The sequence below is a fragment of the Rhodococcus shunpengi genome (assembly GCF_048381395.1).
GTDB lineage: Bacteria > Actinomycetota > Actinomycetes > Mycobacteriales > Mycobacteriaceae > Rhodococcus.
In genome coordinates, this window is sequence record NZ_JBLWIU010000034.1 from 90,422 (window position 1) to 114,471 (window position 24,050).

The 24,050-nt window shown below is 69.0% G+C and carries 21 protein-coding genes; 16 read left to right on the plus strand and 5 right to left on the minus strand.

Annotated features, from left to right (window positions below):
- Positions 1–89: 89 nt before the first annotated feature.
- From ACNJ7K_RS20680 to ACNJ7K_RS20705, 6 genes are all read left to right on the plus strand, one after another.
- The gene (locus tag ACNJ7K_RS20680) at positions 90–1,241 is read left to right on the plus strand and encodes a lipase family protein (RefSeq protein ID WP_487042122.1); all 1,152 of its coding nucleotides are present in this window, start codon (positions 90–92) and stop codon (positions 1,239–1,241) included.
- A gap of 165 nt (positions 1,242–1,406) precedes the next feature.
- A complete protein-coding gene (gene ettA / locus ACNJ7K_RS20685) occupies positions 1,407–3,080 on the plus strand; it encodes an energy-dependent translational throttle protein EttA (protein WP_120282176.1) in 1,674 nt (557 codons plus the stop codon).
- Positions 3,073–3,495, plus strand: a complete 423-nt coding sequence (locus ACNJ7K_RS20690; RefSeq protein ID WP_120282177.1) for an acyl-CoA thioesterase — start codon at positions 3,073–3,075, stop codon at positions 3,493–3,495. The genes ettA and ACNJ7K_RS20690 overlap by 8 nt, the downstream gene beginning before the upstream one ends.
- A gap of 140 nt (positions 3,496–3,635) precedes the next feature.
- Positions 3,636–8,444 carry an NAD-glutamate dehydrogenase gene (locus tag ACNJ7K_RS20695; protein WP_120284156.1) on the plus strand — a complete coding sequence of 1,603 codons (4,809 nt, stop codon included), beginning with the start codon at positions 3,636–3,638 and terminating at the stop codon, positions 8,442–8,444.
- 3 nt (positions 8,445–8,447) lie between these two features.
- Positions 8,448–8,882: an acyl-CoA thioesterase gene (locus ACNJ7K_RS20700; protein WP_120282178.1), complete on the plus strand. Its 435-nt coding sequence runs from the start codon at positions 8,448–8,450 to the stop codon at positions 8,880–8,882.
- A 28-nt stretch (positions 8,883–8,910) separates the two neighbouring features.
- The gene (locus ACNJ7K_RS20705) at positions 8,911–9,606 is read left to right on the plus strand and encodes a DUF8185 domain-containing protein (protein WP_120282179.1); all 696 of its coding nucleotides are present in this window, start codon (positions 8,911–8,913) and stop codon (positions 9,604–9,606) included.
- 7 nt (positions 9,607–9,613) lie between these two features.
- Here the strand turns inward: ACNJ7K_RS20705 and ACNJ7K_RS20710 are convergent, their stop codons facing one another.
- Complete coding sequence (locus tag ACNJ7K_RS20710; protein WP_487042123.1) at positions 9,614–11,275, minus strand: glycoside hydrolase family 13 protein; 1,662 nt, start codon at positions 11,273–11,275, stop codon at positions 9,614–9,616.
- A gap of 85 nt (positions 11,276–11,360) precedes the next feature.
- On the opposite strand from ACNJ7K_RS20710, the gene ACNJ7K_RS20715 reads away from it, so the two are divergent.
- A complete protein-coding gene (locus ACNJ7K_RS20715) occupies positions 11,361–11,780 on the plus strand; it encodes a cupin domain-containing protein (RefSeq protein WP_159418646.1) in 420 nt (139 codons plus the stop codon).
- 18 nt (positions 11,781–11,798) lie between these two features.
- On the opposite strand, the gene ACNJ7K_RS20720 is transcribed toward ACNJ7K_RS20715, so the two are convergent.
- Positions 11,799–12,191 (minus strand): globin, encoded by a 393-nt coding sequence (locus ACNJ7K_RS20720; protein ID WP_006551125.1) that lies wholly within the window; start codon positions 12,189–12,191, stop codon positions 11,799–11,801.
- 186 nt (positions 12,192–12,377) lie between these two features.
- On the opposite strand from ACNJ7K_RS20720, the gene ACNJ7K_RS20725 reads away from it, so the two are divergent.
- Genes ACNJ7K_RS20725 through ACNJ7K_RS20735 form a run of 3 tightly spaced genes read left to right on the plus strand, consistent with a single transcriptional unit; the run spans position 12,378 to position 13,799 of the window.
- Positions 12,378–13,007, plus strand: a complete 630-nt coding sequence (locus ACNJ7K_RS20725) for an HNH endonuclease (protein ID WP_080597645.1) — start codon at positions 12,378–12,380, stop codon at positions 13,005–13,007.
- A gap of 59 nt (positions 13,008–13,066) precedes the next feature.
- Entirely contained in the window at positions 13,067–13,339 is a 273-nt protein-coding gene (gene ctaJ, locus ACNJ7K_RS20730) for an aa3-type cytochrome oxidase subunit CtaJ (RefSeq protein ID WP_016691850.1), read from the plus strand.
- Entirely contained in the window at positions 13,326–13,799 is a 474-nt protein-coding gene (locus ACNJ7K_RS20735; RefSeq protein ID WP_120282182.1) for a DUF5130 domain-containing protein, read from the plus strand. The genes ctaJ and ACNJ7K_RS20735 overlap by 14 nt, the downstream gene beginning before the upstream one ends.
- Positions 13,800–13,910: 111 nt before the next feature.
- Here the strand turns inward: ACNJ7K_RS20735 and pepN are convergent, their stop codons facing one another.
- Both pepN and ACNJ7K_RS20745 read right to left on the minus strand, forming a co-directional pair.
- A complete protein-coding gene (pepN, locus tag ACNJ7K_RS20740) occupies positions 13,911–16,493 on the minus strand; it encodes an aminopeptidase N (protein WP_230787679.1) in 2,583 nt (860 codons plus the stop codon).
- A gap of 63 nt (positions 16,494–16,556) precedes the next feature.
- Positions 16,557–17,798, minus strand: a complete 1,242-nt coding sequence (locus ACNJ7K_RS20745; protein ID WP_192378752.1) for an NAD(P)/FAD-dependent oxidoreductase — start codon at positions 17,796–17,798, stop codon at positions 16,557–16,559.
- Positions 17,799–17,957: 159 nt separating this feature from the next.
- On the opposite strand from ACNJ7K_RS20745, the gene ACNJ7K_RS20750 reads away from it, so the two are divergent.
- The 6 genes from ACNJ7K_RS20750 to ACNJ7K_RS20775 all read left to right on the plus strand — a co-directional run bounded on the left by ACNJ7K_RS20750 (position 17,958) and on the right by ACNJ7K_RS20775 (position 23,172).
- The gene (locus ACNJ7K_RS20750) at positions 17,958–18,590 is read left to right on the plus strand and encodes a mycothiol-dependent nitroreductase Rv2466c family protein (RefSeq protein WP_060651140.1); all 633 of its coding nucleotides are present in this window, start codon (positions 17,958–17,960) and stop codon (positions 18,588–18,590) included.
- Positions 18,591–18,627: 37 nt separating this feature from the next.
- On the plus strand, positions 18,628–19,215 hold the full coding sequence (locus ACNJ7K_RS20755; RefSeq protein WP_159418643.1) for a GNAT family N-acetyltransferase: 588 nt from the start codon (positions 18,628–18,630) through the stop codon (positions 19,213–19,215).
- A 183-nt stretch (positions 19,216–19,398) separates the two neighbouring features.
- Positions 19,399–20,613 (plus strand): SfnB family sulfur acquisition oxidoreductase, encoded by a 1,215-nt coding sequence (locus tag ACNJ7K_RS20760; RefSeq protein WP_230787676.1) that lies wholly within the window; start codon positions 19,399–19,401, stop codon positions 20,611–20,613.
- Between the two features lie 132 nt (positions 20,614–20,745).
- Positions 20,746–21,861 carry a dimethylsulfone monooxygenase SfnG gene (sfnG, locus tag ACNJ7K_RS20765; protein WP_230787674.1) on the plus strand — a complete coding sequence of 372 codons (1,116 nt, stop codon included), beginning with the start codon at positions 20,746–20,748 and terminating at the stop codon, positions 21,859–21,861.
- Between the two features lie 30 nt (positions 21,862–21,891).
- Entirely contained in the window at positions 21,892–22,371 is a 480-nt protein-coding gene (locus tag ACNJ7K_RS20770; protein ID WP_016691858.1) for a ribose-5-phosphate isomerase, read from the plus strand.
- 3 nt (positions 22,372–22,374) lie between these two features.
- Positions 22,375–23,172: an Fpg/Nei family DNA glycosylase gene (locus ACNJ7K_RS20775; protein ID WP_159418640.1), complete on the plus strand. Its 798-nt coding sequence runs from the start codon at positions 22,375–22,377 to the stop codon at positions 23,170–23,172.
- 34 nt (positions 23,173–23,206) lie between these two features.
- Here the strand turns inward: ACNJ7K_RS20775 and ACNJ7K_RS20780 are convergent, their stop codons facing one another.
- Positions 23,207–24,001 carry a DUF1542 domain-containing protein gene (locus ACNJ7K_RS20780; RefSeq protein ID WP_159418639.1) on the minus strand — a complete coding sequence of 265 codons (795 nt, stop codon included), beginning with the start codon at positions 23,999–24,001 and terminating at the stop codon, positions 23,207–23,209.
- Positions 24,002–24,050 lie beyond the last annotated feature (49 nt).

Consider the following 24,050-nt stretch of genomic DNA (forward strand, 5'->3'; position numbering starts at 1 on the left):
GGGTGCCCGTCCTGCGGATCACTCAATCCCGATCCGGCGAATCGGACGAATGCGAACGCACCGGCCGCACGACCCGTATCGTCCACGACGTGACCCGTACCGCGCGTGTCCCGGCCCTGCTGCTCACCTGTGCACTGGCACTGCTGACGCCACTCCTCGCACCTCCCGCGGTGCACGCGAGTCCGGCACCGGGGGCCGTCGTCGACACGCCGGGGACCGTCGTCGATGTCGCCCCGCTCGAGCTCGGGTTGTCGCTACCCGGCGCGTCCTCGGCGCGGGCCCTGACCTACACCACGCGGTGGCGCAGCGGCGCTCCCACCACCGCGACCGGGGCGTTGTTCCTTCCCCACGGCACGCCTCCCGAGGGAGGGTGGCCCGTCGTCGCGTGGGCGCACGGCACCGTCGGCCTCGACGATTCGTGCGCACCCTCGCGGTTGCCGCGTACACCGCGCGACACCGCCTATCTCGACCACTGGCTCGGGCAGGGTTACGCCGTCGTGGCAGCCGACTATCCGGGTCTCGGGTCGGACGGGTTGCACCGTTATCTGGACGGACAGAGCGCCGCGAACAGCGTCATCGACATCGTGAGGGCGGGACGCGCCGTCGAACCGTCGCTGTCCGACCGCTGGGTCGTGATCGGGCAGTCCCAGGGCGGGCACACCGGCCTGCACACCGCGCGCGCCGCGACCGCCCGGGCACCCGAACTGGACTTCCGCGGGACGCTCACGACCGGCGCCCCGTCCAACCTCGAGTACCTGTTCCCGCTCGGATTCCCGGGCCTTCCCGATCTCGGTCTCGACGGACTCACCACCTTCGCCGCCTACATCTTCGCGGGCCTGCGCGACGCCGATCCGGCCCTGGACCTCGACGGATATCTCACACCCCTCGGACGGGAGATCGTCGACGCCGCCGAACGCCTCTGCTACGACGACCTGAGCGACCGGTACGGCGAGGTCGGCGTCGGTGAGGTCCTCGCTCGACCGCTGAGCGACGACCGGTTCCGTGCGGCGTTCACCGACTACCTGGCCGTGCCGACCGCCGGATACGACCGGCCGCTGTTCCTCGCCCAGGGCCTGCGCGACGCGACGGTGCCCGCGCCCCTCGCGTTCACACTGATCGCGGACCTGTGGGCCGGTGGCGCGAACGCGCAGTTCAGGACGTACCCGACAGGGCATTCGGAGACGATGTTCGCGTCGCTACCCGACACCACGGGCTTCGTCGCGGAGCTGCTGCACCCCTGACAGCGGGAGCTGCTGTGACCCCGGCAGCGGAGCTGCTGTGACCCCGGCAGCGGAGCTGGTGTGACCCGGCCGGAGGCTCCGGCACCTGCCGGACTCCGGCGCCGGCCCCACCTGTCGTGTTCGCACGATGTGGGTTATCGACGGTCGCCCGATACGCTGGTGGTCATGGCGGAGTTCATTTACACGATGAAGAAGGTGCGCAAGGCGCACGGTGACAAGGTCATCCTCGATGACGTCACCATGAGCTTCTACCACGGCGCGAAGATCGGCGTCGTCGGACCCAACGGCGCGGGCAAGTCGTCGATTCTCAAGATCATGGCCGGGCTCGATCAGCCCAGCAACGGCGAGGCCTTCCTCGATCCGGAGGCCACCGTCGGCATCCTCCAGCAGGAGCCGCCCCTCAACGAGGAGAAGACGGTCAAGGAGAACGTCGAGGAAGGCCTCGGCGAGATCAAGGTCAAGCTCGACCGCTTCAACGAAATCGCCGAGCTCATGGCCACCGACTACTCCGACGAGCTGATGGAGGAGATGGGCAAGCTCCAGGAGGAGCTCGATCACGCCAACGCGTGGGATCTCGACTCGCAGCTCGAGCAGGCCATGGACGCGCTGCGCTGCCCTCCGCCGGACGAGCCCGTCACCCACCTCTCCGGTGGTGAGCGCCGCCGTGTCGCGCTGTGCAAGCTGCTGCTGAGCAAGCCCGACCTGCTGCTCCTCGACGAGCCCACCAACCACCTCGACGCCGAGTCGGTGCTGTGGCTCGAGCAGTTCCTCGCGTCGTACCCGGGCGCCGTGCTGGCCGTCACGCACGACCGGTACTTCCTCGATCACGTCGCGCAGTGGATCTGCGAGGTCGACCGCGGCAAGCTGCATCCCTACGAGGGCAACTACTCCACCTACCTGGAGAAGAAGGCCGAGCGCCTCGAGGTGCAGGGCAAGAAGGACCAGAAGCTGCAGAAGCGGCTCCGCGAGGAACTCGAGTGGGTCCGCTCCGGCGCCAAGGCCCGGCAGACGAAGAACAAGGCGCGTCTGGCCCGTTACGAGGAGATGGCTGCGGAGGCCGAGAAGCACCGCAAGCTCGACTTCGAGGAGATCCAGATCCCGACGCCGCCGCGTCTGGGCAACGTCGTCGTCGAGGTCGAGCACCTCGACAAGGGCTTCGACGGCCGCGTCCTGATCAAGGACCTGTCGTTCACGCTGCCGCGCAACGGCATCGTCGGTGTCATCGGCCCCAACGGTGTCGGCAAGACCACTCTGTTCAAGACGATCGTCGGTCTCGAGGAGCCGGACAGCGGCACCGTCAAGGTGGGCGACACGGTCAAGCTCAGCTACGTCGACCAGAACCGCGCGAACATCGATCCGAAGAAGACGGTCTTCGAGGTGGTCTCCGACGGTCTCGACTTCATCGAGGTCGGGCAGAACGAGATGCCCTCGCGTGCCTACGTGAGCGCGTTCGGTTTCAAGGGCCCCGATCAGCAGAAGCCGGCCGGTGTGCTGTCCGGTGGTGAGCGCAACCGCCTGAACCTGGCGCTCACGCTCAAGGAGGGCGGCAACCTGATCCTCCTCGACGAGCCGACCAACGACCTCGACGTCGAGACCCTGTCGTCGCTCGAGAACGCGCTGCAGCAGTTCCCGGGCTGCGCCGTCGTGATCTCCCACGACCGCTGGTTCCTCGACCGCACCTGTACCCACATCCTGGCGTGGGAGGGCAACGTCGCAGAGGGCCAGTGGTTCTGGTTCGAGGGCAACTTCGAGGCCTACGAGGCGAACAAGATCGAGCGCCTCGGTGCGGACGCCGCACGTCCGCACCGTGTCACGCACCGGAAGCTCACGCGTGACTGAGCCTGACGGGCACCGGCACTACCGGTGCCCGATCGAGGTGCGCTGGGGCGACTCCGACCGGCTCGGACACGTCAACAACGCCAAGGTCGTCGAGTACCTGCAGGAAGGACGCATCAAGTTCTTCCTGAGCGAGTTGCCGTCGCGCGACGCAGTTGTCGTCCGGAAGATGGACGTCGAGTTCCTGCGGCCGCTCAAGGACTCGTCGGCACCGATCGAGGTCGAGACGGCGGTGCTGCGTCTCGGCACGAGCTCGTTCACGGTGCGCCAGACGATCCTCGACCGGGAGGGCGCGGTGTGCGCCGTCGCCGACACAGTGCTCGTCGGCTTCGATCCCGAGACCGATACGTCCCGGCCGTTGACCGACGAGGTACGGGCGGTGCTCGACCGGCACCGCGCCGTCGCGCCCACCGGCTGAGCCGGTACATCGTGTCGGCCGGCCGAGCCGGTTACCGACCCGCCGGTTCCGACCCCCCGACTGCGCGCCGCGGATAGGCTCGATCACGAGTCCGTCCGCGGCGCGCGGTGTATCCGCCCGATAGAGCAGGAGGGGTGTCGATGGCCGATCCGGCTGTGGCGCAGACAAATTCAACGGGCAGTGATACTCCCCCCGAGGCAGTCCTCGAGCGGATCTATCAGGGCTCCGGAGAATTCACCACCGACCACGGCGCGGCCGCGTTCGAGCACGTCCGCCTCGGTCGCCGCCGCGCACCGGACACCGCTGTCGTCGGCGTGCGCCGCACCGACGGCATGGGCGTCGCCGTGCAGATCGTCACCGACGACATGCCGCTGCTCGTCGAATCGGTGCTGGCACTGCTCTCCCGGCTGGGCGTCTCGGTGGGGACGGTCATCCATCCCGTCCTGTCGGCGCGTCGCACTGCCGACGGCGACCTCGAGAGCCTGGCCGACGAAGGCGGACGGGCCTCGGGCGGAGCCGCCGAATCGTGGATGCACATCGAGCTGCGTGGGCCCGTCGACGACGAGTCGGTCGAGGAGATCGATCACGGCCTGCGGCGCGTGTTGTCCGACGTGCGGCAGGTGGCGTCGGATTCCGCGGAGATGCACGCCCTGCAGCGCGACCTCGCGGACGCGCTCGACGACCTGGCCGCCGATCCGCCCGCGCAGTACACTGCCGACCAGCTCACCGAAACCGCCGAGCTGCTGCGATGGTTGAGCGGCGGGAATTTCACACTGCTCGGCTACCGCCGATACGACTTCGTACCCGACGGCGGCGCCGACCATGTCCGTGCGACACCCGTACCCGGCAGCGGCAGGGGAGTGCTGCGCACGGACGCCTCGGTCGCGGACCCGCTCGACCTGCCCGGTGAGGTCGGCACGGGCCGCCGCCCGCTGCTCGTGCTCACCCAGGGCGCGCTTCCCGCCACCGTGCACCGGTCCGTCTACCCGTACTTCGTCGGCGTCGCCCGGCTCGACGCCGACGGCGCGGTCGTCGGAGAGGACCGTTTCCTCGGTGTCCTCACGGTGACCGCTCTGCACGAGAACATCCTCGACATCCCTGTGGTGTCGCGCCGGGTGCGGGAGGTCGTCGCGCGGGCGCGGGTCGAACTGTCGTCCTACAGCGGTCAGGCGATGCTCGAGATCATGCAGACGGTGCCCCGCGCGGAACTGTTCTCGATGGACACCGACACCCTCTACGAGACCGTCACCGCGGTGGTCGACATCCGCCGGCAGGTGCGGTTGTTCGTCCGCGTCGACACCTACGGGCGATACATCTCGTGCCTGGTCTACCTGCCGCGCGACCGCTACACGACGAAGGTGCGCGTCGCGATCCAGGACATCCTGTTGCGCGAGTTCGGCGGCGGCGTACTCGACTACACCGCGCGTGTCTCCGAACGCGACCTCGCGTTGCTGCATGTGACCATCCGGTTCTCCGGTCGCGCGCGTCGCGAGGTGGACACCTCCGAGGACAACCGTCTGCGGATCCAGGCGATGCTCGCGGAGGTGACCCGCAACTGGGCCGATCGGCTCGGTGAGGCGGCGGCCGCGACCGGCGATCTCGATCCGTTGCTGGTGCAGCGGTACTCCGAGGTCGTGCCCGAGGCGTACAAGGAGGACTTCGGCTCCGAACGCGCCCTGGACGACCTGCGGCGTCTGGAAGCGCTCGACTCCGGTGATCTCGACACGCACCTGTACCGGCCGGGATCCGACGATCCGTTGTCGTTGCGCTTCACCCTGTACGTCGCGGACGAGACGGTCACCCTCGGCCGTATCCTCCCGGTGTTGCAGAGCCTCGGCGTGGAGGTCGTCGACGAGCGACCCTACCGGCTGCCACGATCGGACGGGATCGACTGCTGGATCTACGATTTCGGGCTCTGCCTGCCCGAGGACATCGAGCCCGACATCGTCGAGACCGATCCGACGCTGGCGGGTCGCCTCACCGACACCTTCACCGTGGCATGGCGGGGTGCGGTCGAGACCGACCGGTTCAACCAGCTCGTGCTGCGCGCCGGGCTCACCTGGAGGCAGGTCGTGCTCGTCCGGGCCTACGCGAAGTACCTGCGCCAGACCGAATTCCCGTACAGCCAGTACAACATCGAAGGTGTGTTGCTCGGCGCCCCGCGCACCGCGGCCCTGCTCGTCGGACTGTTCGAGTCCCGGTTCGATCCGGAGAATGCCTCCGCCGAACGCGAACAGCAGATCGCCGAGGAAATCACGACCACGATCGCGGAGGTGACCGCACTGGCCACCGACCGCATCCTCCGCGGACTGTTCTCCCTGATCCGTGCGACCCTGCGCACCAACTTCCACGTGGCCGGCGGGATCGGGCACGAGCGTCCGGACGGCCGGGCGTTGTCGCTCAAGTTCGAGCCGCGGCGGATCGCCGAACTACCCCAGCCGCGACCGGCTTTCGAGGTGTTCGTCTACGCCCCGGCCGTCGAGGGCGTCCACATGCGGTTCGGTCCCGTCGCCCGCGGTGGTCTGCGCTGGTCGGACCGCCGGGAGGACTTCCGCACCGAGGTGCTCGGCCTGGTCAAGGCGCAGGCCGTGAAGAACGCGGTGATCGTGCCCGTGGGGGCGAAGGGCGGCTTCGTCGTCAAGCACTCGCCCCGTCCGACCGGCGACGCCGAGGCGGATCGTCGTGCCGTCCGCGAGCGCGGCGAACGGTGCTATCGGCGCTTCATCGCCGGTCTGCTCGACATCACCGACAATCTCGATGCTGCCCGCAACGAGACGGTCCCGCCGCAACGGGTCGTGCGTCACGACAGCGACGACCCGTATCTCGTGGTGGCCGCGGACAAGGGCACGGCGTCGTTCTCCGATCTCGCGAATTCCGTTGCAGCGGAATACGGTTACTGGCTCGGCGACGCGTTCGCCTCCGGTGGTTCCGCCGGCTACGACCACAAGGAGATGGGCATCACCGCGCGCGGTGCGTGGGAGAGCGTCCGGCGTCACTTCCGTGAACTCGGATCCGACCCGCAGACGGACGATTTCACCGTGGTCGGCATCGGCGACATGAGCGGCGACGTCTTCGGCAACGGCATGCTGCTCAGCCGGCACATCAGGCTCGTCGCGGCCTTCGACCACCGGCACATCTTCCTCGATCCCGATCCCGATCCGGAGCGGTCGTTCGAGGAGCGGCGCCGGTTGTTCGAACTGCCGCGATCGTCGTGGAAGGACTACTCGGCAGAGCTCATCGCGGCCGGGGGTGGGGTGTGGGACCGGACGGCCAAGTCGGTGCCCGTCGGCCCCGAGGCGCGGGCGGTGCTCGACCTGCCCGACGATGTCACGGAACTCCCACCGCCCGAATTGATCCGCGCGATCCTGCGCGCACCCGTCGACCTGTTGTGGAACGGCGGCGTCGGCACCTACGTGAAAGCGTCGACGGAAACCCATGCGGACGTGGGGGACAAGAGCAACGACGGCGTGCGCGTCGACGGGCGGGAGCTGCGCGCCCGAGTCGTCGGCGAGGGCGGCAATCTCGGTGTCACGCAACGCGGCCGCATCGAGTTCGCCCGTGCCGGCGGAAAGATCAACACCGACGCGATCGACAACTCGGCCGGTGTCGACAGCTCCGACCACGAAGTCAACATCAAGATCCTCCTCGACGCCATGGTGACCGCCGGTGAGCTCGCGGCGGAGGACCGCAATCCGCTGCTCGCGTCGATGACCGACGACGTCGCCGAACTCGTTCTGGCCGACAACATCTCCCAGAACGCCGTGCTCGGACTGGAGCGGGCCGTCGCGCCGTCCCTGCTGGGAGTACACCGTCGTCTGCTCGCGGCCCTCGAACTCGATCGCGGACTCGACCGCGACCTCGAGGCCCTGCCCGACGAGGCCGAGTTCGACCGTCGTGAAGCGGCGGGGGAGGGATTGACGTCGCCGGAGCTGTCGCAGCTCCTCGCCCACGTCAAACTCGCCCTCGTCGACGACCTGCTCGCCACGGACCTGCCCGACAGCGAGACCTTCGCGGCGATCCTCCCCGCCTACTTCCCGTCCGCGCTGCGCGAGCGGTTCCGGGCCGGGATCCGGGCGCATCCGCTGCGCCGGCAGATCGTCGCCACCATGCTGGCCAACACCACCGTCGACAACGGCGGCCCCACCTACGTCTACCGGCTCGCAGAGGAGGCCGGGGCGACGGCGACCGACGCCATCCGCGCCTACGCCGCCGTCACCACCATCTTCGGGTTACCGGCCCTGTGGGACGAGATCCGGACCGCCGGGCTGCGCGTCGACATCGAGGACGACCTGCTGCTCGAATCCCGCCGCGTGCTCGACCGGGCGTCGCGCCGGCTCCTCGCCACGCGGCCACAGCCCCTCGCGGTCGGGGCCGAGATCAGCCGCTACCGCGACGCATTCGCGCGTCTCGCACCGCGGGTCGCGGACTGGATGCGTGGGCACCACGCCGAGGACTTCGTGCGCCGCACCCGTCCGCTCCTCGAGCGGGGAGCACCAGAGGAGCTGACGGGCGTGGTCTTCCGGCTCCTCGACCAGTTCCCGCTGCTCGACGTCATCGACATCGCCGACATCGAGCAGCGCGACGAGGCGGAGGTCGCCGACCTCTACTACGCCCTCGACGCGCGACTCGGCGTCGACCGCCTGCTCACGGCGGTCTCCGGTCTCGAACGGGGCGACCGCTGGCATTCGCTGGCGCGACTCGCGCTGCGCGACGACCTGTACGGCTCGTTGCGTTCGATCGTCCTCGACGTGCTCGCCGGCGCCGAACCCGGGGAATCGACCGAGGAGATGATCGAGGACTGGGAGTCGTCCAACGGATCCAAACTCGTCCGTGCGAGGGCGGCGCTCGACGAGATCTTCGCGTCTGGAAGTCTGGACCTCGCCACCTTGTCGGTGGCGGCACGACAGATCAGGGGCATGGTGCGCACGGGCGCATCCGATCGGAGGTAACGAGTGAGCGGTGCGGGCGAACAGTTCGGTTTCCACACCGAGGTGATGGTGCGGTGGTCCGACATGGACGTCTTCCAGCACATCAACCACGCGCGGATGGTCACGCTCCTCGAGGAAGCACGGATCCCGTGGCTGTTCGCCGACGGTCGCCCCACCCGCGACCTGCGCGAAGGTGCCGTCATCGCCGACCTCCACGTGCGCTATCGCGGTCAGCTGCGCCACGACGACGGTCCGCTCGACGTGCTGATGTGGACCGAGAAGGTGCGGGCCGTCGACTTCACGATCGGGTACGAGGTGCGGCCGAGCGGTGCTCCGGTCGACTCGGCGCCGGCGGTGGTCGCGTCCACCCAGATCGCGGCGTTCGACATCGAGACCCAGCGCCTGCGCCGACTCAGCAACGACGAACGAGAGTTCCTGCGGCAGTGGCAACGAAACTGACGGTGGCACCGCAAGTGACGAGGGCGACGTGACCGACGACCGGATCCGGCACGCAGAGCGCCTCCTGACGCTCGCCGGCCCCGACGACAGCGTCGATCTCGCCGCCTTCCTGGCCCGGGCCGCGCGTCTCGACGAGGCCGCGGTGGTGCGGTTGCGTCGCCGCGGCGACGGACTGCTCGGCGTGTGGACACGTACCGGTTTCGAGGTACTCGCCGGACGCGTCGTCCGCGGAACCGTGGCTCCGGCCGACACCTGCGTGGCCGCCGAATCGCTGCGCGCCGCGCTCCTCGCCGGGTCCGAACCGCGCACCCAGGTCGACCCGGGCTGGGCGATGGATTCCGCCTGGCGCGGCGCACTTCCGCCCGACGACGGTTACGTCCACGTCGACGACGTGCCGGCCCGGATCCTCGTCGAACTCGCGCAACGCGGCGTCGCGCTCACCCGCGAGCACGGCGCGCAAGGGCCACCGGCGTCGTTGCTCGCCCAGGAGGTTCTCGAGGTGAGCGGCGCCGGGACGACCGTGGGCGTGCCGATGCGCATGGTGTTCGCGCTCGGTGCGATGGGCTTCGTGCCCGGTGCCGGTCGTGACAGCGTCGACTCGACGGACATCGATCCCACCGAGGTGGTCCGGGTGCGGGCGCACGCCACCTGGATGCGCCTCGACGCCCGCTTCGGGTCGGTCTACCTGCGACGCGGCGGCGGGCTCGGTCTGAGCGTCCTCTGACGAGGTCTCACGCCAGCCAGGCGGCGGCGTCCGGCGGCAGTGCGTGTCCGGTGAGCGGCGCACTCGCGAGCAGCACCTCACCGGGAGGCAGATCGACCGCGACGTCGCCGGCGTTGAGCACACAGGTCAGGCCGTCGGAACGGCGGAAGGCCAGGCACCCCGCCGGGCTTCCGTACCAGCCGATCTCGCCGCCTTCGGCCCGCCTTCGCTCCGTGCTGATGGGTCGCGTTCGCTCCGTGCTGATCGGTCGCCTTCGCTCCGTGCGGATCTCGATCGCCCGGCGATACAGCGAGAGCGTCGAACTCGCATCCTCGAGTTGCTTCTCGACGGTCAGGGCCGACCACTCCGGGGGCTGGGGCAGCCACGCCGACCCGGCGGAAGTGAATCCGAAGGGGGGTGCCTCGCCTTCCCACGGCAGCGGCACGCGGCATCCGTCGCGTCCGCGTTCGGTGTGGCCGGATCGTTCCCAGACCGGATCCTGCAGCACCTCCTCGGGCAGGTCGACGTTCGGCAACCCCAGTTCGGCACCGTTGTAGACGAACACGGCTCCCGGGAGGGCGAGGGCGACGAGGATCATCGCGCGTGCCCGTGCGAGCCCGACCTCACCGTCTCCGTACCGCGTGACCTCGCGGTCGACGTCGTGGTTCGACAGCGTCCACGTCGGTGAGGCCTGCACCGACGTCACCGCCGCCAGGCCCTTCTCGATCGCGTCGCGGACGGCGTCGGCGTCCCAGTCCGACAGCGTCAGGTGGAAGTCGAAGGCGAGATGCAGTTCGTCCGGGCGCAGGTACTCGGCGAACCGTTCGTGGTCGTCGACCCAGATCTCACCGATCGCCACCGAGTCGGGGTACTCGTCGAAGACCCGCCGGATGCGGCGGTGGATGTCGTGCACCTCGGGATTGTTGAACCGCGGGTCGGCGGGGGAGTGCCCGAGCAGTTCGTTGGTCTCCCACCCGTCGTGGTCGGGAAGATCCGCGGGCTTGGCCATGCCGTGGGCCACATCGATGCGGAAACCGTCCACGCCCCGGTCCAGCCAGAACCGCAGGGTCTTGTCGAGATCCTCGACGACCTCCTCGTCGTCCCAGTTCAGATCGGGCTGCCCGGGAGCGAAGACGTGCAGATACCACTGACCGGGCGTGCCGTCGGGTTCGGTGATGCGGGTCCAGGCCGGCCCGCCGAAGACGCTCGGCCAGTTGTTCGGTGGCGCGCTGCCGTCCGGTCCGCGCCCGTCGCGGAAGTGGAAGCGCCGGCGTTCGCGGCTGCCCGGCCCGGCTTCGAGCGCGGCCCGGAACCAGCGGTGCTCGACGCTGACGTGGTTCGGTACGAGGTCCATCACCACCCGGATGCCGCGGGCGTGGGCGTCGGCGACCAGCGCTTCGAGATCGGCGATGTCCCCGAACAGCGGGTCGATGTCGCGGGGGTCGGAGACGTCGTAGCCGTGATCGGCCATCGGCGAACGCATCACCGGGTTGAGCCAGATCGCGTCGACACCGAGCAGTTCGAGATAGCCGAGGCGGCTGCGCACACCCGCGAGGTCGCCGATGCCGTCACCGTTCGCGTCGACGAACGAGCGTGGATAGACCTGGTAGAAGACCGCGTTGCGCCACCACGACGCCGTCGGGTCGCCTCGTCCGGAGGTCGGTGCTGCGGGGTGGGCCACGAGAGTCATCGTGTCAGACGACAAGGCGAAAGGCAGGGCGAACGGTGCCCGCGGCCGTTCCGTCCGGACCGGGTCGCATGATAGGACGAACGGCATGAATACGACATCGATCGTCGCGGTCCGGCTGGACGACGTGGAGCTGCGCGACGACCCGATCAATCCTGCGTGGATCCGCGAGGGTGCCCCCGTGGCACGCAGCGGTCAGTGGGCGACCAGCGCCGACCGCACCACCACCACACACGTGTGGGACTGCACGGCCGGTCGCTTCGACTGGCATTTCGGCGTCGACGAGATCGTCCACATCGTGGAGGGCTCGGTCGTCGTCTCGTCCGTCGACTCCGAGCCGCGCACCTTGCGTGCCGGGGACGCGGCGCTCTTCCGAGCCGGGACCACCGCTCTGTGGGAGGTCCCCGAATACGTGCGCAAGCACGCCATTCTGCGTCGTCATCTGTCTCCGGCGGCGCGGTTCACCCAGAAGGTGGAGGACCGCCTGCGCCGGATACTGGGCCGCTGACCCCGGACACGCCGACTCCTAGATAGGGGAATTCATCATCGAGTCGGCCGCCATGTTCATGTAGTCGACGAGCTGCCGACGGTGCTCGTCGTCGAGCGTCTTCTCGTCGATCGACGCGATCGCGGTGTGCATGCACCGCAACCAGGCGTCGCGCTCGAGCGGCCCGATCCGGAAAGGATGATGACGCATGCGCAGCCGCGGGTGGCCCCGTTCCTCGGAGTAGGTGCGCGGGCCGCCCCAGTACTGCTCCAGGAACATCCGCATGCGCCGTTCGGCCGGACCGAGATCCTCCTCGGGATACAGGGGCCGGACGATCTCGTCCCGTGCGATCTCCTCGTAGAACCGTGCAGTGAGCCGGCGGAACGTCTCGGCGCCACCGACCGCCTCGTAGAAGGTCTGCTCGTCACTCATCTGTATTCGTTCACCGTCCCTCTCGACCGTCCATTGTGCCCGCTCCCGACCGCACACCGCCCGACGAGCTGTGCCGGGCGGGACCGTCACCGGATGTTCACCGGCCCGACCTGGACCGGTCCGCTGATTCGGGGTGCGATTCGGGAGCATCCGTGGTCCACTGTTCCCAGTCTTTTCGGAGGTCGTATGAAGCACAGCAGCAGCTCGCATCGACAACTCCCGCCCGCGGACGCCCCTGCAGGGGTGCCGGGGGCTACCACACTGCGCGTGGTGCACGACAGCACCGCGACGGTACCCGACTGGTTGAAACGTCGAGTCTTGCTGCTCAACGCCACCTACGAGCCGCTCACCGCCCTGCCCGCCCGCAGGGCCGTGGTCCTGATGGCCGGGGGCAAGGCCGATACCGTGCACGACGATCCGCTCGCCCCGCTCGTGCGGTCGGCCGAATGGTCCGTGCAACTGCCGTCCGTGATCCGTCTGCGCAACTACGTGCGCGTTCCGTATCACGCCCGGGTGCCGCTCACCCGGGCCGCGCTCATGCACCGCGACCGGAACCGGTGCGCTTACTGCGGAGGCAAGGCCGAGACGATCGACCACGTCGTGCCGCGCAGCCGCGGCGGCGAGCACACCTGGGAGAACTGCGTCGCGTGCTGCGCGCCGTGCAACCATCGCAAGGCCGACAAGCTGCTCACCGAACTCGGATGGACCCTGCGTGTGGTGCCGAATCCGCCCAAGGGTCGGCACTGGCGCCTGCTCGCGACCCTGCCCGAGTTGCACCCCACCTGGCTGCCCTATCTGGGGGAGGGCGCGGCCTGATCGGGTCGTTCTCCGGGGCGTATGAGGCCTTTCGGGCCCGGCTGGGCTAACGTTTGGCTGTGAGCATTCTCGAGACAACCCTGATCTTCGTCGGCATCCCGCTGCTGATCGTCTTGGTCTTCGGTGGGCTGTCCTTCGTCATGAGCAAGTACCCGGGCTCCACGCCGTCGGACGACCCGTACACGCTCGACCGGAAATGGGAGCACGGACCGCTCCTGTGGACCGCGACCGACGAATCGACCCATCCCTGGAAATACCCGCATCATGGTCACGGTCATGCCGCTCTGACCTCGGCGGAGCTGATCGGAGGTACCGCAAGTGGCAAGTGGTGACGTGATCCAGCGTCCGGCCGTCGCGCCGGAGAACCTGCCGCACGGTGCGGCACTCACCGCGAGCGGACGCATCTCCGCCGTGCGCGGTCTCGGGCAGGCCTTCACGGGTGCGCCGTTCAAGGACCGCGACCTCATCACCCTCGACGACACGCTCACGCACGCGATGCGGATCACCAACGTGCGGTTCACCGTCTACATCGGTGACGACGTGAATCCGGCTGCGGCGACCGACGCCCTGATGCCGACGACGCCGGACGCCGACAACTCGGTCCTCGTGGCCGTCTTCCCGAACCAGCGGAGCATCGAGGTCCGCTCGGGTCGCACCGCCGCCGACCGCGCCACCGACCGGGTGCTGCAGCTCGGCGTCACCGCGGCCGTGTCGTCCTTCGGTCAGGGGAATCTGCTCGACGGCATCACCAGTGCTGTCCGCGTCATCGCGAACGCCATGGTCGCTCCCTGATACGGAGCCCACGAACCATCTGTGGCCCGCTGCCACTCCGTGAAGGAGAGGCAGCGGGCCACAGTCGTCTCATGTGGGCACCGCCCACAGTCGTTCGGTGAGGTCGGTGCGTCAGGACACGTCGAACGCGCGTGCCTTCAACGAGCGCACGACCCCGGCGCGACCCTCGACGACGAGTCGCCGCAGGGCCGGCGGATGGTCGTCGGCGAGGAACTCGTCGGCTGCCGCCACCGACTGCTCACTGATCGACCACGACGGGTAGAGCCCGATCACGACGGTCTGCGCGACCTCGCTCGAACGGCGTTCCCACACTCCCGGCACCTCCGCGAAGTACCGCGCGACGTACGGCTCGAGCAGTTCGCCCTGACCGGCCGGGGCGAAACCGCCGATCACGGCGCGCGCCGTGATGTTCGGGACGCTGTCGTCGTGCACGACCGTCTGCCACACCTGTTCCTTGACGGCCTCCTGCGGACGGGCCGCGCGGGCGGCCGCCGCCTGGCGGGCACCCGCAGCCGTCGGGTCGCGTTCGGCCTCCGCGTCGATGAACGGCGACTCGACACCCTCGGCGTCGACCTCACCCGCCGCGGCGAGCGCCTGGACGATCCGCCAGCGCAGATCGGTGTCGACCGTCAGCCCGGGCAGGCCGACTGTCGCCGGATCGGCGCCCAGCAGCTCCTCGAGCACCTCGGTGTGCCAAGGCGACAGGTACGCGGTGGTGAGCGCGTTGACGAACGCGAGCTGATGGTCGGAGCCGGCCTCGGACTCGCGGGCGAGCTCGAGCAGGCGGTTGGCGAAGTCCGCCCGGCCCTGCTCCGCGGCCCAGGACGGGTCGGCGTAGCTCTCCAGCGCGGTGTGCGCTTGCATGAGCAGACGCTGGACGACACCGACCTCGGTCTCGGCGGCGATCCCGCGCTGCACGAGGGCGACGAAGTCGCGCGCCTTCATCTCGGCCTGACGGGTCATCTCCCACGCCGCCGACCACACCAGGGTGCGCGGCAGCGACTCGGCGATGGCGCCGACCCGGTCGATGACGGTCGCGAGCGACTCCTCGTCGAGCCGCACCGAGCAGTACGTCAGGTCGTCGTCGTTGACGAGCACGAACGCGCCGCGCGGTACACCCACCAGATCGGGGACCTCGGTGCGCTCGGCGGCGTCGACGTCGATCTCCACGCGGTGCGTGCGGACGAGCTTGCCGGAGCCGTCGTCGTCGTACACACCGATCGCGAGGCGGTGCACGCGGAACTCACCGGCGCCGGGCTGGGCACCTTCCTGCACCACCGCGAAACGCGTGAAGCGTCCCTGGTCGTCGACCTCGAAGTCCGGTCGCAGGATGTTCAGGCCGGTGGTCTTGAGCCATTGGGCACCCCAGTCCGACAGGTCGCGGCCGGAGGCCTTCTCCAGCGCGGCGAGCAGGTCGTCGAAGGTGGCGTTGCCGTAGGCGTGGTCGCGGAAGTACTCGCGCAGGCCGGCGAGGAAGGGCTCCTGCCCCACATAGGCGACGAGTTGCTTGAGCACCGACGCGCCCTTGGCGTAGGTGATGCCGTCGAAGTTGACCTCGACCGCGGCGAGATCGGGGATGTCGGCGGCGATCGGGTGTGTCGACGGCAGCTGGTCCTGCCGGTAGGCCCACGACTTCTCGACGTTCGCGAAGGTCGTCCACGCGTTGGTGTACTCGGTGGCCGAGGCCTGGCACAGCACCGACGCGAACGTCGCGAACGACTCGTTGAGCCACAGGTCGTCCCACCAGCGCATGGTGACGAGGTCGCCGAACCACATGTGCGCCATCTCGTGCAGGACGGTCTCGGCGCGGCGCTCGTAGGAGTAGCGGGTGACCTTGGACCGGAAGACGTAGTCCTCCAGGAAGGTCACCGCGCCGGCGTTCTCCATCGCCCCGGCATTGAACTCGGGCACGAACAGCTGGTCGTACTTGCCGAAGGCGTAGGGAATCCCGAAGTTGGCGTGGTAGAAGCCGAAGCCCTGCTTGGTTTCGGTGAACAGCCGGTCGGCGTCCATGTACTCCGCGAGCGACGCTCGGCAGAAGATGCGCAGCGGGATCGTGCCGTGCTCGTCGGTGTACTCGTCGGACCACACCGCGTACGGACCGGCGATGAGCGCGACGAGATAGGTGCTCATCCGCGGGGTGGTGCGGAAGATGTGCAGACCCGGCTGCGCGGCGGCGGTCTGCACGGTGTCGGCGTTGGAGATCACGGCCCAGTCCTGCGGCGCGGTGACCTTCAGGTCGAAGGTGGCCTTGAGATCGGGCTGGTCGAAGCACGCGAACATCCGCTTGGCGTCGGCCGTTTCGAACTGCGAGTACAGGTACACCGCGTCGTCGGTGGGGTCGACGAACCGGTGCAGGCCCTCGCCGGTGTTCGTGTACAGGCAGTCGGCGTCGACGACGAGTTCGTTGTGGGCGGCGAGCCCGGTGAGGGCGATGCCGGTCTCCTCGGAGTATCCGGACACGTCGACGGGTTCGCCGTTGAGGGTCGCCGAGTGCACGGTCTTCGCGATGAGGTCGATGAACGTCGAGGCGCCCGCGGTCGCGTCGAATCGCACGGTGGTCACCGACCGGAAGGTCGTGGTGCCCGGCGCGCCGGCACCGTCGGTGAGATCCAGTTCGATGCTGTAGTTGTCGACGGACAGGATCGCGGCCCGTTCGGCGGCCTGCTCGCGGGTCAGATTCGGTGGTGCCACGGGAGAACTCCTTCTCACGACGGAATGTCGGTCGGCGTCCATCCCATCATGATCGGCGAACCCTCACGGAGCGACGTCGGACAACGGCACCGTGGTGTCCGTCAACCGGCCGACGTCGACGGGCCGCCCCGAGGCGATGAGAGCGCGGATGTCGTCCCCGGCATCCCAGATGTTGACGTTCATCCCCGCCCGGACGTGCTGCTCGTCGTCGAGCCAGAACGCGAGGAACTGCCGGTCCTGCACGTCGCCGCGGGTGACCACCCGCGCGTCGCGGGGAGCGAGCCCGACGTATTCCATGCCGAGGTCGTACTGGTCGGTGAAGAAATAGGGGAGCCGGACGTAGGTTGCCTCGCGGCCGAGCATCGTCGCGGCCGCGACGGCCGGCTGGTTCAGGGCGTTGGCCCAGTGTTCGACGCGTACCCGGGTGCCGAGCAGCGGGTGCTCCGCCGAGGCGATGTCGCCGACGGCCACGATGTCCGGATCGCTCGTCCGCATCGAGGCGTCGACGAGCACGCCGTCGTCGACCGCGAGCCCGGCGTCGCGGGCCAGGTCGACATTCGGGCGCGCCCCGACCGCGACCAGCACGGCGTCGGCGGGCACCACACTGTCGTCGCCGAACCGGATGCCGCTCGCGCGACCGTCGTAGGCGACGATCTCGCGCACCGAGGTGTTCGTCCGCAGATCGACCCCGTGTGCGCGGTGCAGGTCGGCGAACACCGCGCCCATCTCCTCGCCGAGTGCACCGAGCAGGGGTTGCTTCGCGGTCTCCGCGATCACCACCCCCGCGCCCCGGCCGCGGGCGTTCGCGGCGATCTCCATGCCGATCCATCCCGCGCCGATGACGGCCAGCCATCCCGCATGGTCGGTCTCGCCCTGGATCGCGGTGAGCAGCGCATCGGAGTCCTCGACGGTGCGCATGACGTACACGCGTTCGGCGTCGGCTCCGGGAATCGGGACCGTGCGGGGCGTCGAGCCCGTTGCGAGAGCGAGCTTGTCGTAGTGCAACGTCGACCCGTCGGGCAACGTCACCGTGTGGGCGGCCGGATCGATCGCGGTGACCTTCGTGCCGAGCAGCAGTTCGACGCGGTGGTCGCGGTACCAGTCGCCGTCGTGCACCGTGAAGTCGGCGAGTTGCTTGCGTCCGGCGAAGTAGTCCTTCGACAACGGCGGTCGCTCGTAGGGCAGGTGCTCCTCCGCGCCGATCAGCAGGATGCGCCCGGGAAAGTCGCGGGCGCGCAGTTCCTCTGCCAGCTTGGCACCGGCCAGACCCGCGCCGACGATCAGAAACGTTTCCTCACCCGACATCGTGGTGCCTCCACTGTGATGCGTGCCGGACCTGCTTCCCGGCTCCGACGTTACGGCTACCGCCCGCACTACGGCCCGGTTCAGGAAGAATCGTCGACGGAACCGCGTTGAACATGCTCGTAGTTGTCCGGCCCGTACGAATTTTTGTGAGGAGATCTCTTGAGCGACCTGACTGCCGCGTCCACGACCGGCAAGGACACCGCCGACTTCTGGTTCGATCCGTTGTGCCCGTGGTGCTGGATCACCTCGCGCTGGATCCTCGAGGTCACGAAGGTACGCGACATCGACGCGCGTTTCCATGTCATGAGCCTGGCCGTGCTGAACGAGGGGCGCGACCTGCCGGAGGAGTACGCCGAGCTGATGACGAAGGCGTGGGGCCCGGTGCGCGTCGCGATCGCCGCAGCGCAGAAGTACGGCGACGACATCCTCTCCCCGCTGTACACGGCGATGGGCACCCGCATCCACAACGAGGGCAACAAGGACTTCGCGGACGTGATCGCCGCGTCGCTCGCCGAACTCGACCTCGATGCCTCGCTGGCCGAGGCCGCCGACAGCGACGCCTACGACGAGGCTCTGCGCACGAGCCACCACGCCGGCATGGACAAGGTGGGCCAGGACGTCGGTACGCCCACCATCCATGTCAACGGCATCGCCTTCTTCGGGCCCGTCCTGTCGAAGATCCCGCGCGGCGAAGAGGCCGGCAAGGTGTGGGACGGCGTGGTCGCCCTCGCGTCCTACCCGCACTTCTTCGAACTCAAGCGCAGCCGCGACGAGGAGCCCGACTTCTCCTGACCGAGTGCGGCCGTGGCGCTCGGTAGAGTGCCACGGCGTGTCGAACGATCATGTGGTCCGGCCGGCGACGGTGCACGATGTCGAGAAAGCGACGGCAACGCTCGGACGAGCGTTCCGCGACTATCCGTTCACCCGCTACACCGTCGACGGCCGGGACCACGAGACCCGGGTCCGCGACCTGCAGGGGCTCTTCCTCACCGAGATCGGCATGCGCTGCGGCGAGGTGTGGGTCTCCGATGACGTCGATGCGGTGGCCGTCTGGACGACGCCCGGCTCCACCGGACTCGAGGAGGCGTTCGTGTCCGTCGCCGAGCGGGTGACGGAACTGCGAGGCGATCGTGCCCACGCCGCCGAACTGGCCGAGCAGGCCACCGCGGAGCTGCAGCCGAGCGAGCCCGCGTGGTTCCTGGCCACGGTGGGCGTCGATCCCGCCTCGCAGGGGCGCGGCCTGGGACGGGCCGTCCTCGAACCAGGACTTCGCGCGGCCGAACGGCAGGGGGTCGCGGCCTGTCTGGAGACCTCCTCGGAGGCGAACGTCGCGCTCTACGAACGTCTCGGATTCGTCGTCACCGGTGTCGTGGAGCTGCCGGACGGCGGCCCGAAAGTCTGGGCGATGCGCCGCTGACCTGCCGGGGCGGGGTTCGCCACGCTCGGGACCGAAGGTGGCAACGCTCCGCCGTACAGACTTGTGCTCACCCCGAATTCAATTCTCGGCTTCGGGTCGGGCGCGGACTACCGTGATGCATCATGGCTGTCCCCGTACCCTGCTCGTCACAACCAGCGCGTCGCTCGCGCCGGAGGTGACGCGATGACCACCTCACGCACCGCGACCCGCCTCGCCGACACCGACGAGGCCCTGCGCGTCGCCTCCGCGCTCGCCGACGAGTTCGCGGCCGGCGCGTCACGTCGTGATGCCGAACGGGAACTGCCGCGCGACGAGATCCGCGCGCTCGCGGCCTCCGGACTGCTCGCGGTGACCGTGCCCACCGAATACGGCGGCATCGCCGCTCCGTACGAAGTGGTCGCCGAGATCTTCCGGATCCTCGCCTCGGCGGATCCGAGTATCGCCCAGATCCCGCACTCGCACTTCACCTTCCTCGAGGCGATCCGATCCCAGGGCAGCGACGAGCAGAAGCGCTTCTTCTACGGCGAGGTGCTCGGCGGTGCGCTGTTCGCCAATGCCCAGAGCGAACGCGGGTCGCGTGCGGTGAACATCGACAGCACGGTGCTGCGCCGGCAGAGGGACGGCTACGTCCTCACCGGCCGCAAGTTCTACAGCACCGGTGCGTTGTTCGCCGACTGGATCGCGGTGCGCGCCAGTCTTTCCGACGATCCGGACGCGACCGACGCGTCGACCCCGAAGGCCGTCGCCTTCGTCCGGCGCGAGACCGCCGGACTCACGGTCGTCGACGACTGGGACGGCATGGGCCAGCGCACCACCGCCAGCGGCACCGTCACCCTCGACGACATCGAGGTCCCCGACGCGGCGGTCGTGCCGTACACGCCGATCTTCGAAGCGCCCACCACCTACGGCGCCCAGGCGCAGCTGCTGCACTCGGCGATCGACGTGGGTATCGCGACCGGCGCGCTCGCCGAGGCCGTCGTCCAGGCAGGTCGCGCGCGCCCGCACTTCGAGGCGGATGTGGAACGCGCAGTGGAGGATCCGCTGCTCGTCCAGATCGCAGGGGAGGCCACCGTCACCGTCCGAGCTGCCCAGGCGCTGCTCGCGGAGGCGGGACGGGCCGTCGACCGCGCACGTGCGAATCCGACCGCGGAGACCACCGCCGCGGCCTCCATCGAGGTCGCGACCGCGAAGGTCGCCGCGACCCGCGCCGCCGTCGAGACCGCGAACATCCTGTTCGAACTCGGCGGCACCCGCAGCGCATCGGGAGCCGCGAACCTGTCGCGCTACTGGCGCGACGCCCGCACCCACACCCTGCACGACGCGACCCGGTGGAAGCTCCAGCACATCGGCCGGTGGACCCTCAGCGGCACCCACCCGCCGCGCTACGGCGTGCTCTGACCCGCCCCCGGCGGGGTGTGCTCCGACCCGCCCCCGGCGGGGTGTGCTCCGACCCGCCCCCGACGGTCCACGGTTCGGATCTCGTTGATTCTTATGGTGGGCAGGAGGTAGGTCCCGGACTTGGATGAACACATGTCGACCGAACGCATCGCCGATCAGACCACTTTCGCCTACTGGGTGCCCAACGTCAGTGGTGGCCTGGTCACCTCGGACATCGAACAGCGCACGAGCTGGGACTACGAGTACAACGTCGAGCTCGCCCGTACGGCCGAGAACAACGGCTTCGAATACGCACTGAGCCAGGTGCGGTACGAGGCCAGCTACGGCGCGGAGTTCCAGCACGAGTCGACGAGTTTCAGCCTCGCCCTGCTGCTCGCGACCGAGCGACTCAAGGTCATCGCCGCCGTCCACCCCGGTCTGTGGCAGCCGGCCGTGCTGGCCAAGCTCGGCGCGACCGCCGACCGGCTGTCCGGTGGCCGGTTCGCGGTCAACGTCGTCAGCGGATGGTTCAAGGACGAGTTCACCCATATGGGTGAGCCGTGGCTCGAGCACGACGAGCGCTACCGGCGCAGCGCCGAGTTCCTGCAGGTGCTCCGTAAGATCTGGACAGAGGACGAGGTCGACTTCCGCGGCGACTTCTACCGGATCCACGACTTCACACTGAAGCCGAAGCCGGCCAACACCCCCGAGCGCCCGAACCCGGAGCTGTTCCAGGGCGGCAACTCCACCGCCGCCATCGCCAACGGTGGCCGGTACGCCGACTGGTACTTCAGCAACGGCAAGGACTACGACGGCATCACCGCCCAGATCGACGAGCTGCGCGAGGTCGCCCGCACCCACGACCGCGAGGTGAAGATCGGGCTCAACGGGTTCATCATCGCCCGCGACACCGAGAAGGAGGCCCGCGACACCCTCCGGGAGATCGTGGAGAAGGCGAACAAGCCGGCCGTCGAGGGCTTCCGCAGCGCCGTCCGACAGGCCGGCTCGTCCACGGGCGACAAGAAGGGCATGTGGGCGGACTCGACCTTCGAGGACCTCGTCCAGTACAACGACGGTTTCAAGACCCAGCTCATCGGTACGCCCGAGCAGATCGCACACCGCATCGTCGAATACCGCCGTCGCGGCGTCGACCTGATCCTCGCCGGCTTCCTGCACTTCCAGGAGGAGGTCGAGTACTTCGGCAGAAACGTGCTGCCGATCGTGCGCGAACTCGAGGCCGAGGAGGCCCGCGAACCCGTCGGCGTCTGACACACCGACCGGCCTCGTTAGACTCGGCCCATGCGCGTTTACCTGGGAGCCGACCACGCGGGCTTCGAACGGAAGAATGAGATCATCGAGCACCTGAAGAAGAACGGCCACGAGCCGATCGACTGCGGTGCGTTCGAGTACGACGCCCTCGACGACTACCCGGCCTTCTGCATCGAGGCTGCGCGGCGCACCGTCGCCGACAAGGGCAGCCTCGGCATCGTGCTCGGTGGCAGCGGCAACGGCGAGCAGATCGCCGCCAACAAGGTGCCGGGTGCGCGCTGCGCCCTCGCCTGGAGCGTCGACACCGCCAAGCTCGCGCGCGAGCACAACAACGCGCAGCTCATCGGCATCGGTGGCCGCATGCACAGCCTCGAGGAGACCCTCGCGATCGTCGACGCCTTCCTGTCGACCGAGTGGTCGAACGAGGAGCGTCACCAGCGCCGCATCGACATCCTCGCCGAGTACGAGAAGACCGGCGAGGCCCCGGCAGTTCCCGGCGCGCCTGCCTGATCCGTGCCCGAAGGACACATCCTGCACCGGCTCGCCCGGCTGCACCACGAGTGGTACTCGGGTGCGCCGGTGCGGGTGTCCAGTCCGCAGGGGCGGTTCGCCGACGGTGCCGCCGCCGTGAACGGGCGCGTCCTGACCCACGCGGACGCGTGGGGCAAGCATCTCTTCCATCACTACGAGGGCGGTCTCGCCGTCCACGTGCATCTCGGTATCTACGGTGAGTTCACCGACCGCGCATTGCCGCTCGGCGAACCGGTCGGACAGGTACGGATGCGGATGATCGGCGCGCGCCACGGCAGCGACCTGCGAGGTCCGGCGGCGTGCGAGGTGCTCACCCCCGGCGAGGTCGAGGCGATCGAGGCCCGACTGGGTCCCGACCCACTTCGTCCCGACGCCGATCCCGAGCGGGCGTGGCGTCGCATCGGCAGATCACGCACCGCGATCGGGGCGCTGCTCATGAACCAGGCGGTGATCGCCGGGGTCGGCAACGTGTACCGGGCCGAAGTGCTCTTCCGTCACGGCATCCACCCCGAACGTCCGGGAAACAAGCTGTCCCGCAGCGAATTCGACGCGATCTGGGTCGACCTCGTCGAACTGATGAACGTCGGTGTGGAGCACGGGCGCATGCACGTCGTGCGACCCGAACACGACCACGGCGCACCGGCCTACGCCAAGAACAGGCCCCGGACGTACGTCTATCGCCGTGCCGGCGAACCCTGCCGGATCTGCGGGACTCCCGTTCTGCACTCGGTCATGCAGGCGCGAAACCTGTTCTGGTGCCCGGTCTGTCAGCCCAGCTGACCCGACTCACAAGACCCGACTCGGAAGACCCGGATCAGAAATCGAAGCCCCCGAAATCGAATCCGCCGCCGTCTCCGCCACCGAAGTCGCTGCCCCCGAAGTCGTCACCGCCTCCGTACTCGTCACCGCCTCCGTACTCGTCGCCCCCGCCGAAGTCGTCGCCCGTACCTGTCTCCGCCGACGGATCACCGACACCGGATTCGAATGCCTGCGCGTCGTAGGGGACACCGGCCATCCCGGCGAACATCGTCGAGAAGAGCAGCATCGAGCCGACGCCCCACGCGCCCGCGACCAGGGCGGGCTTCCACCACGGCTCCGAATACCAGCCCGCAGGGACGGGCCGGCCCGCGACGCGGCCACCGGGGTAGTAGTTCGGCGTCGCGGAGGACGGTGACGGCGACGCGGCGATGGTGCGGCCCTCGAAGTCGACGGTGCGCTTCTCGGTGACCTCACCGGCGGACTTCTGTCCGTCGAGCGTCGGGATCTCCGGCCCCGGGTCCATGCCCATCGCCAGTCGCGCGGCGCGGATGTAGTACAGACCTTCGAGCGCGGTCTGTTTGGCGAGACGCGCCTGCATCGGCGAGTTCGCTTGCTCGATCTGGGAGCCGGCGGCGGTGAAGCGCTCGGAGGCGTCCGCCAGCGCCTGACGCGAGGCGTCGTCGGTGCCGGTCAGGTTGTAGATCTGGCCGCCGAGACGCTCGATCGCCTGCCGTGCGTCGGCCTTGGCGTCGTCGAGGGTGACGGTGCGGTGACGGGTGGTGCTCTTCTGGGAGCGGGAGACGAAGTACACCACGGCACCGACGGCGGCGAGGATGAGCAGAAGTTCCACGGCCGATCCTTCCGGTGGGGGAGGGTCCTGTCCTCCAGCGTACCGACGC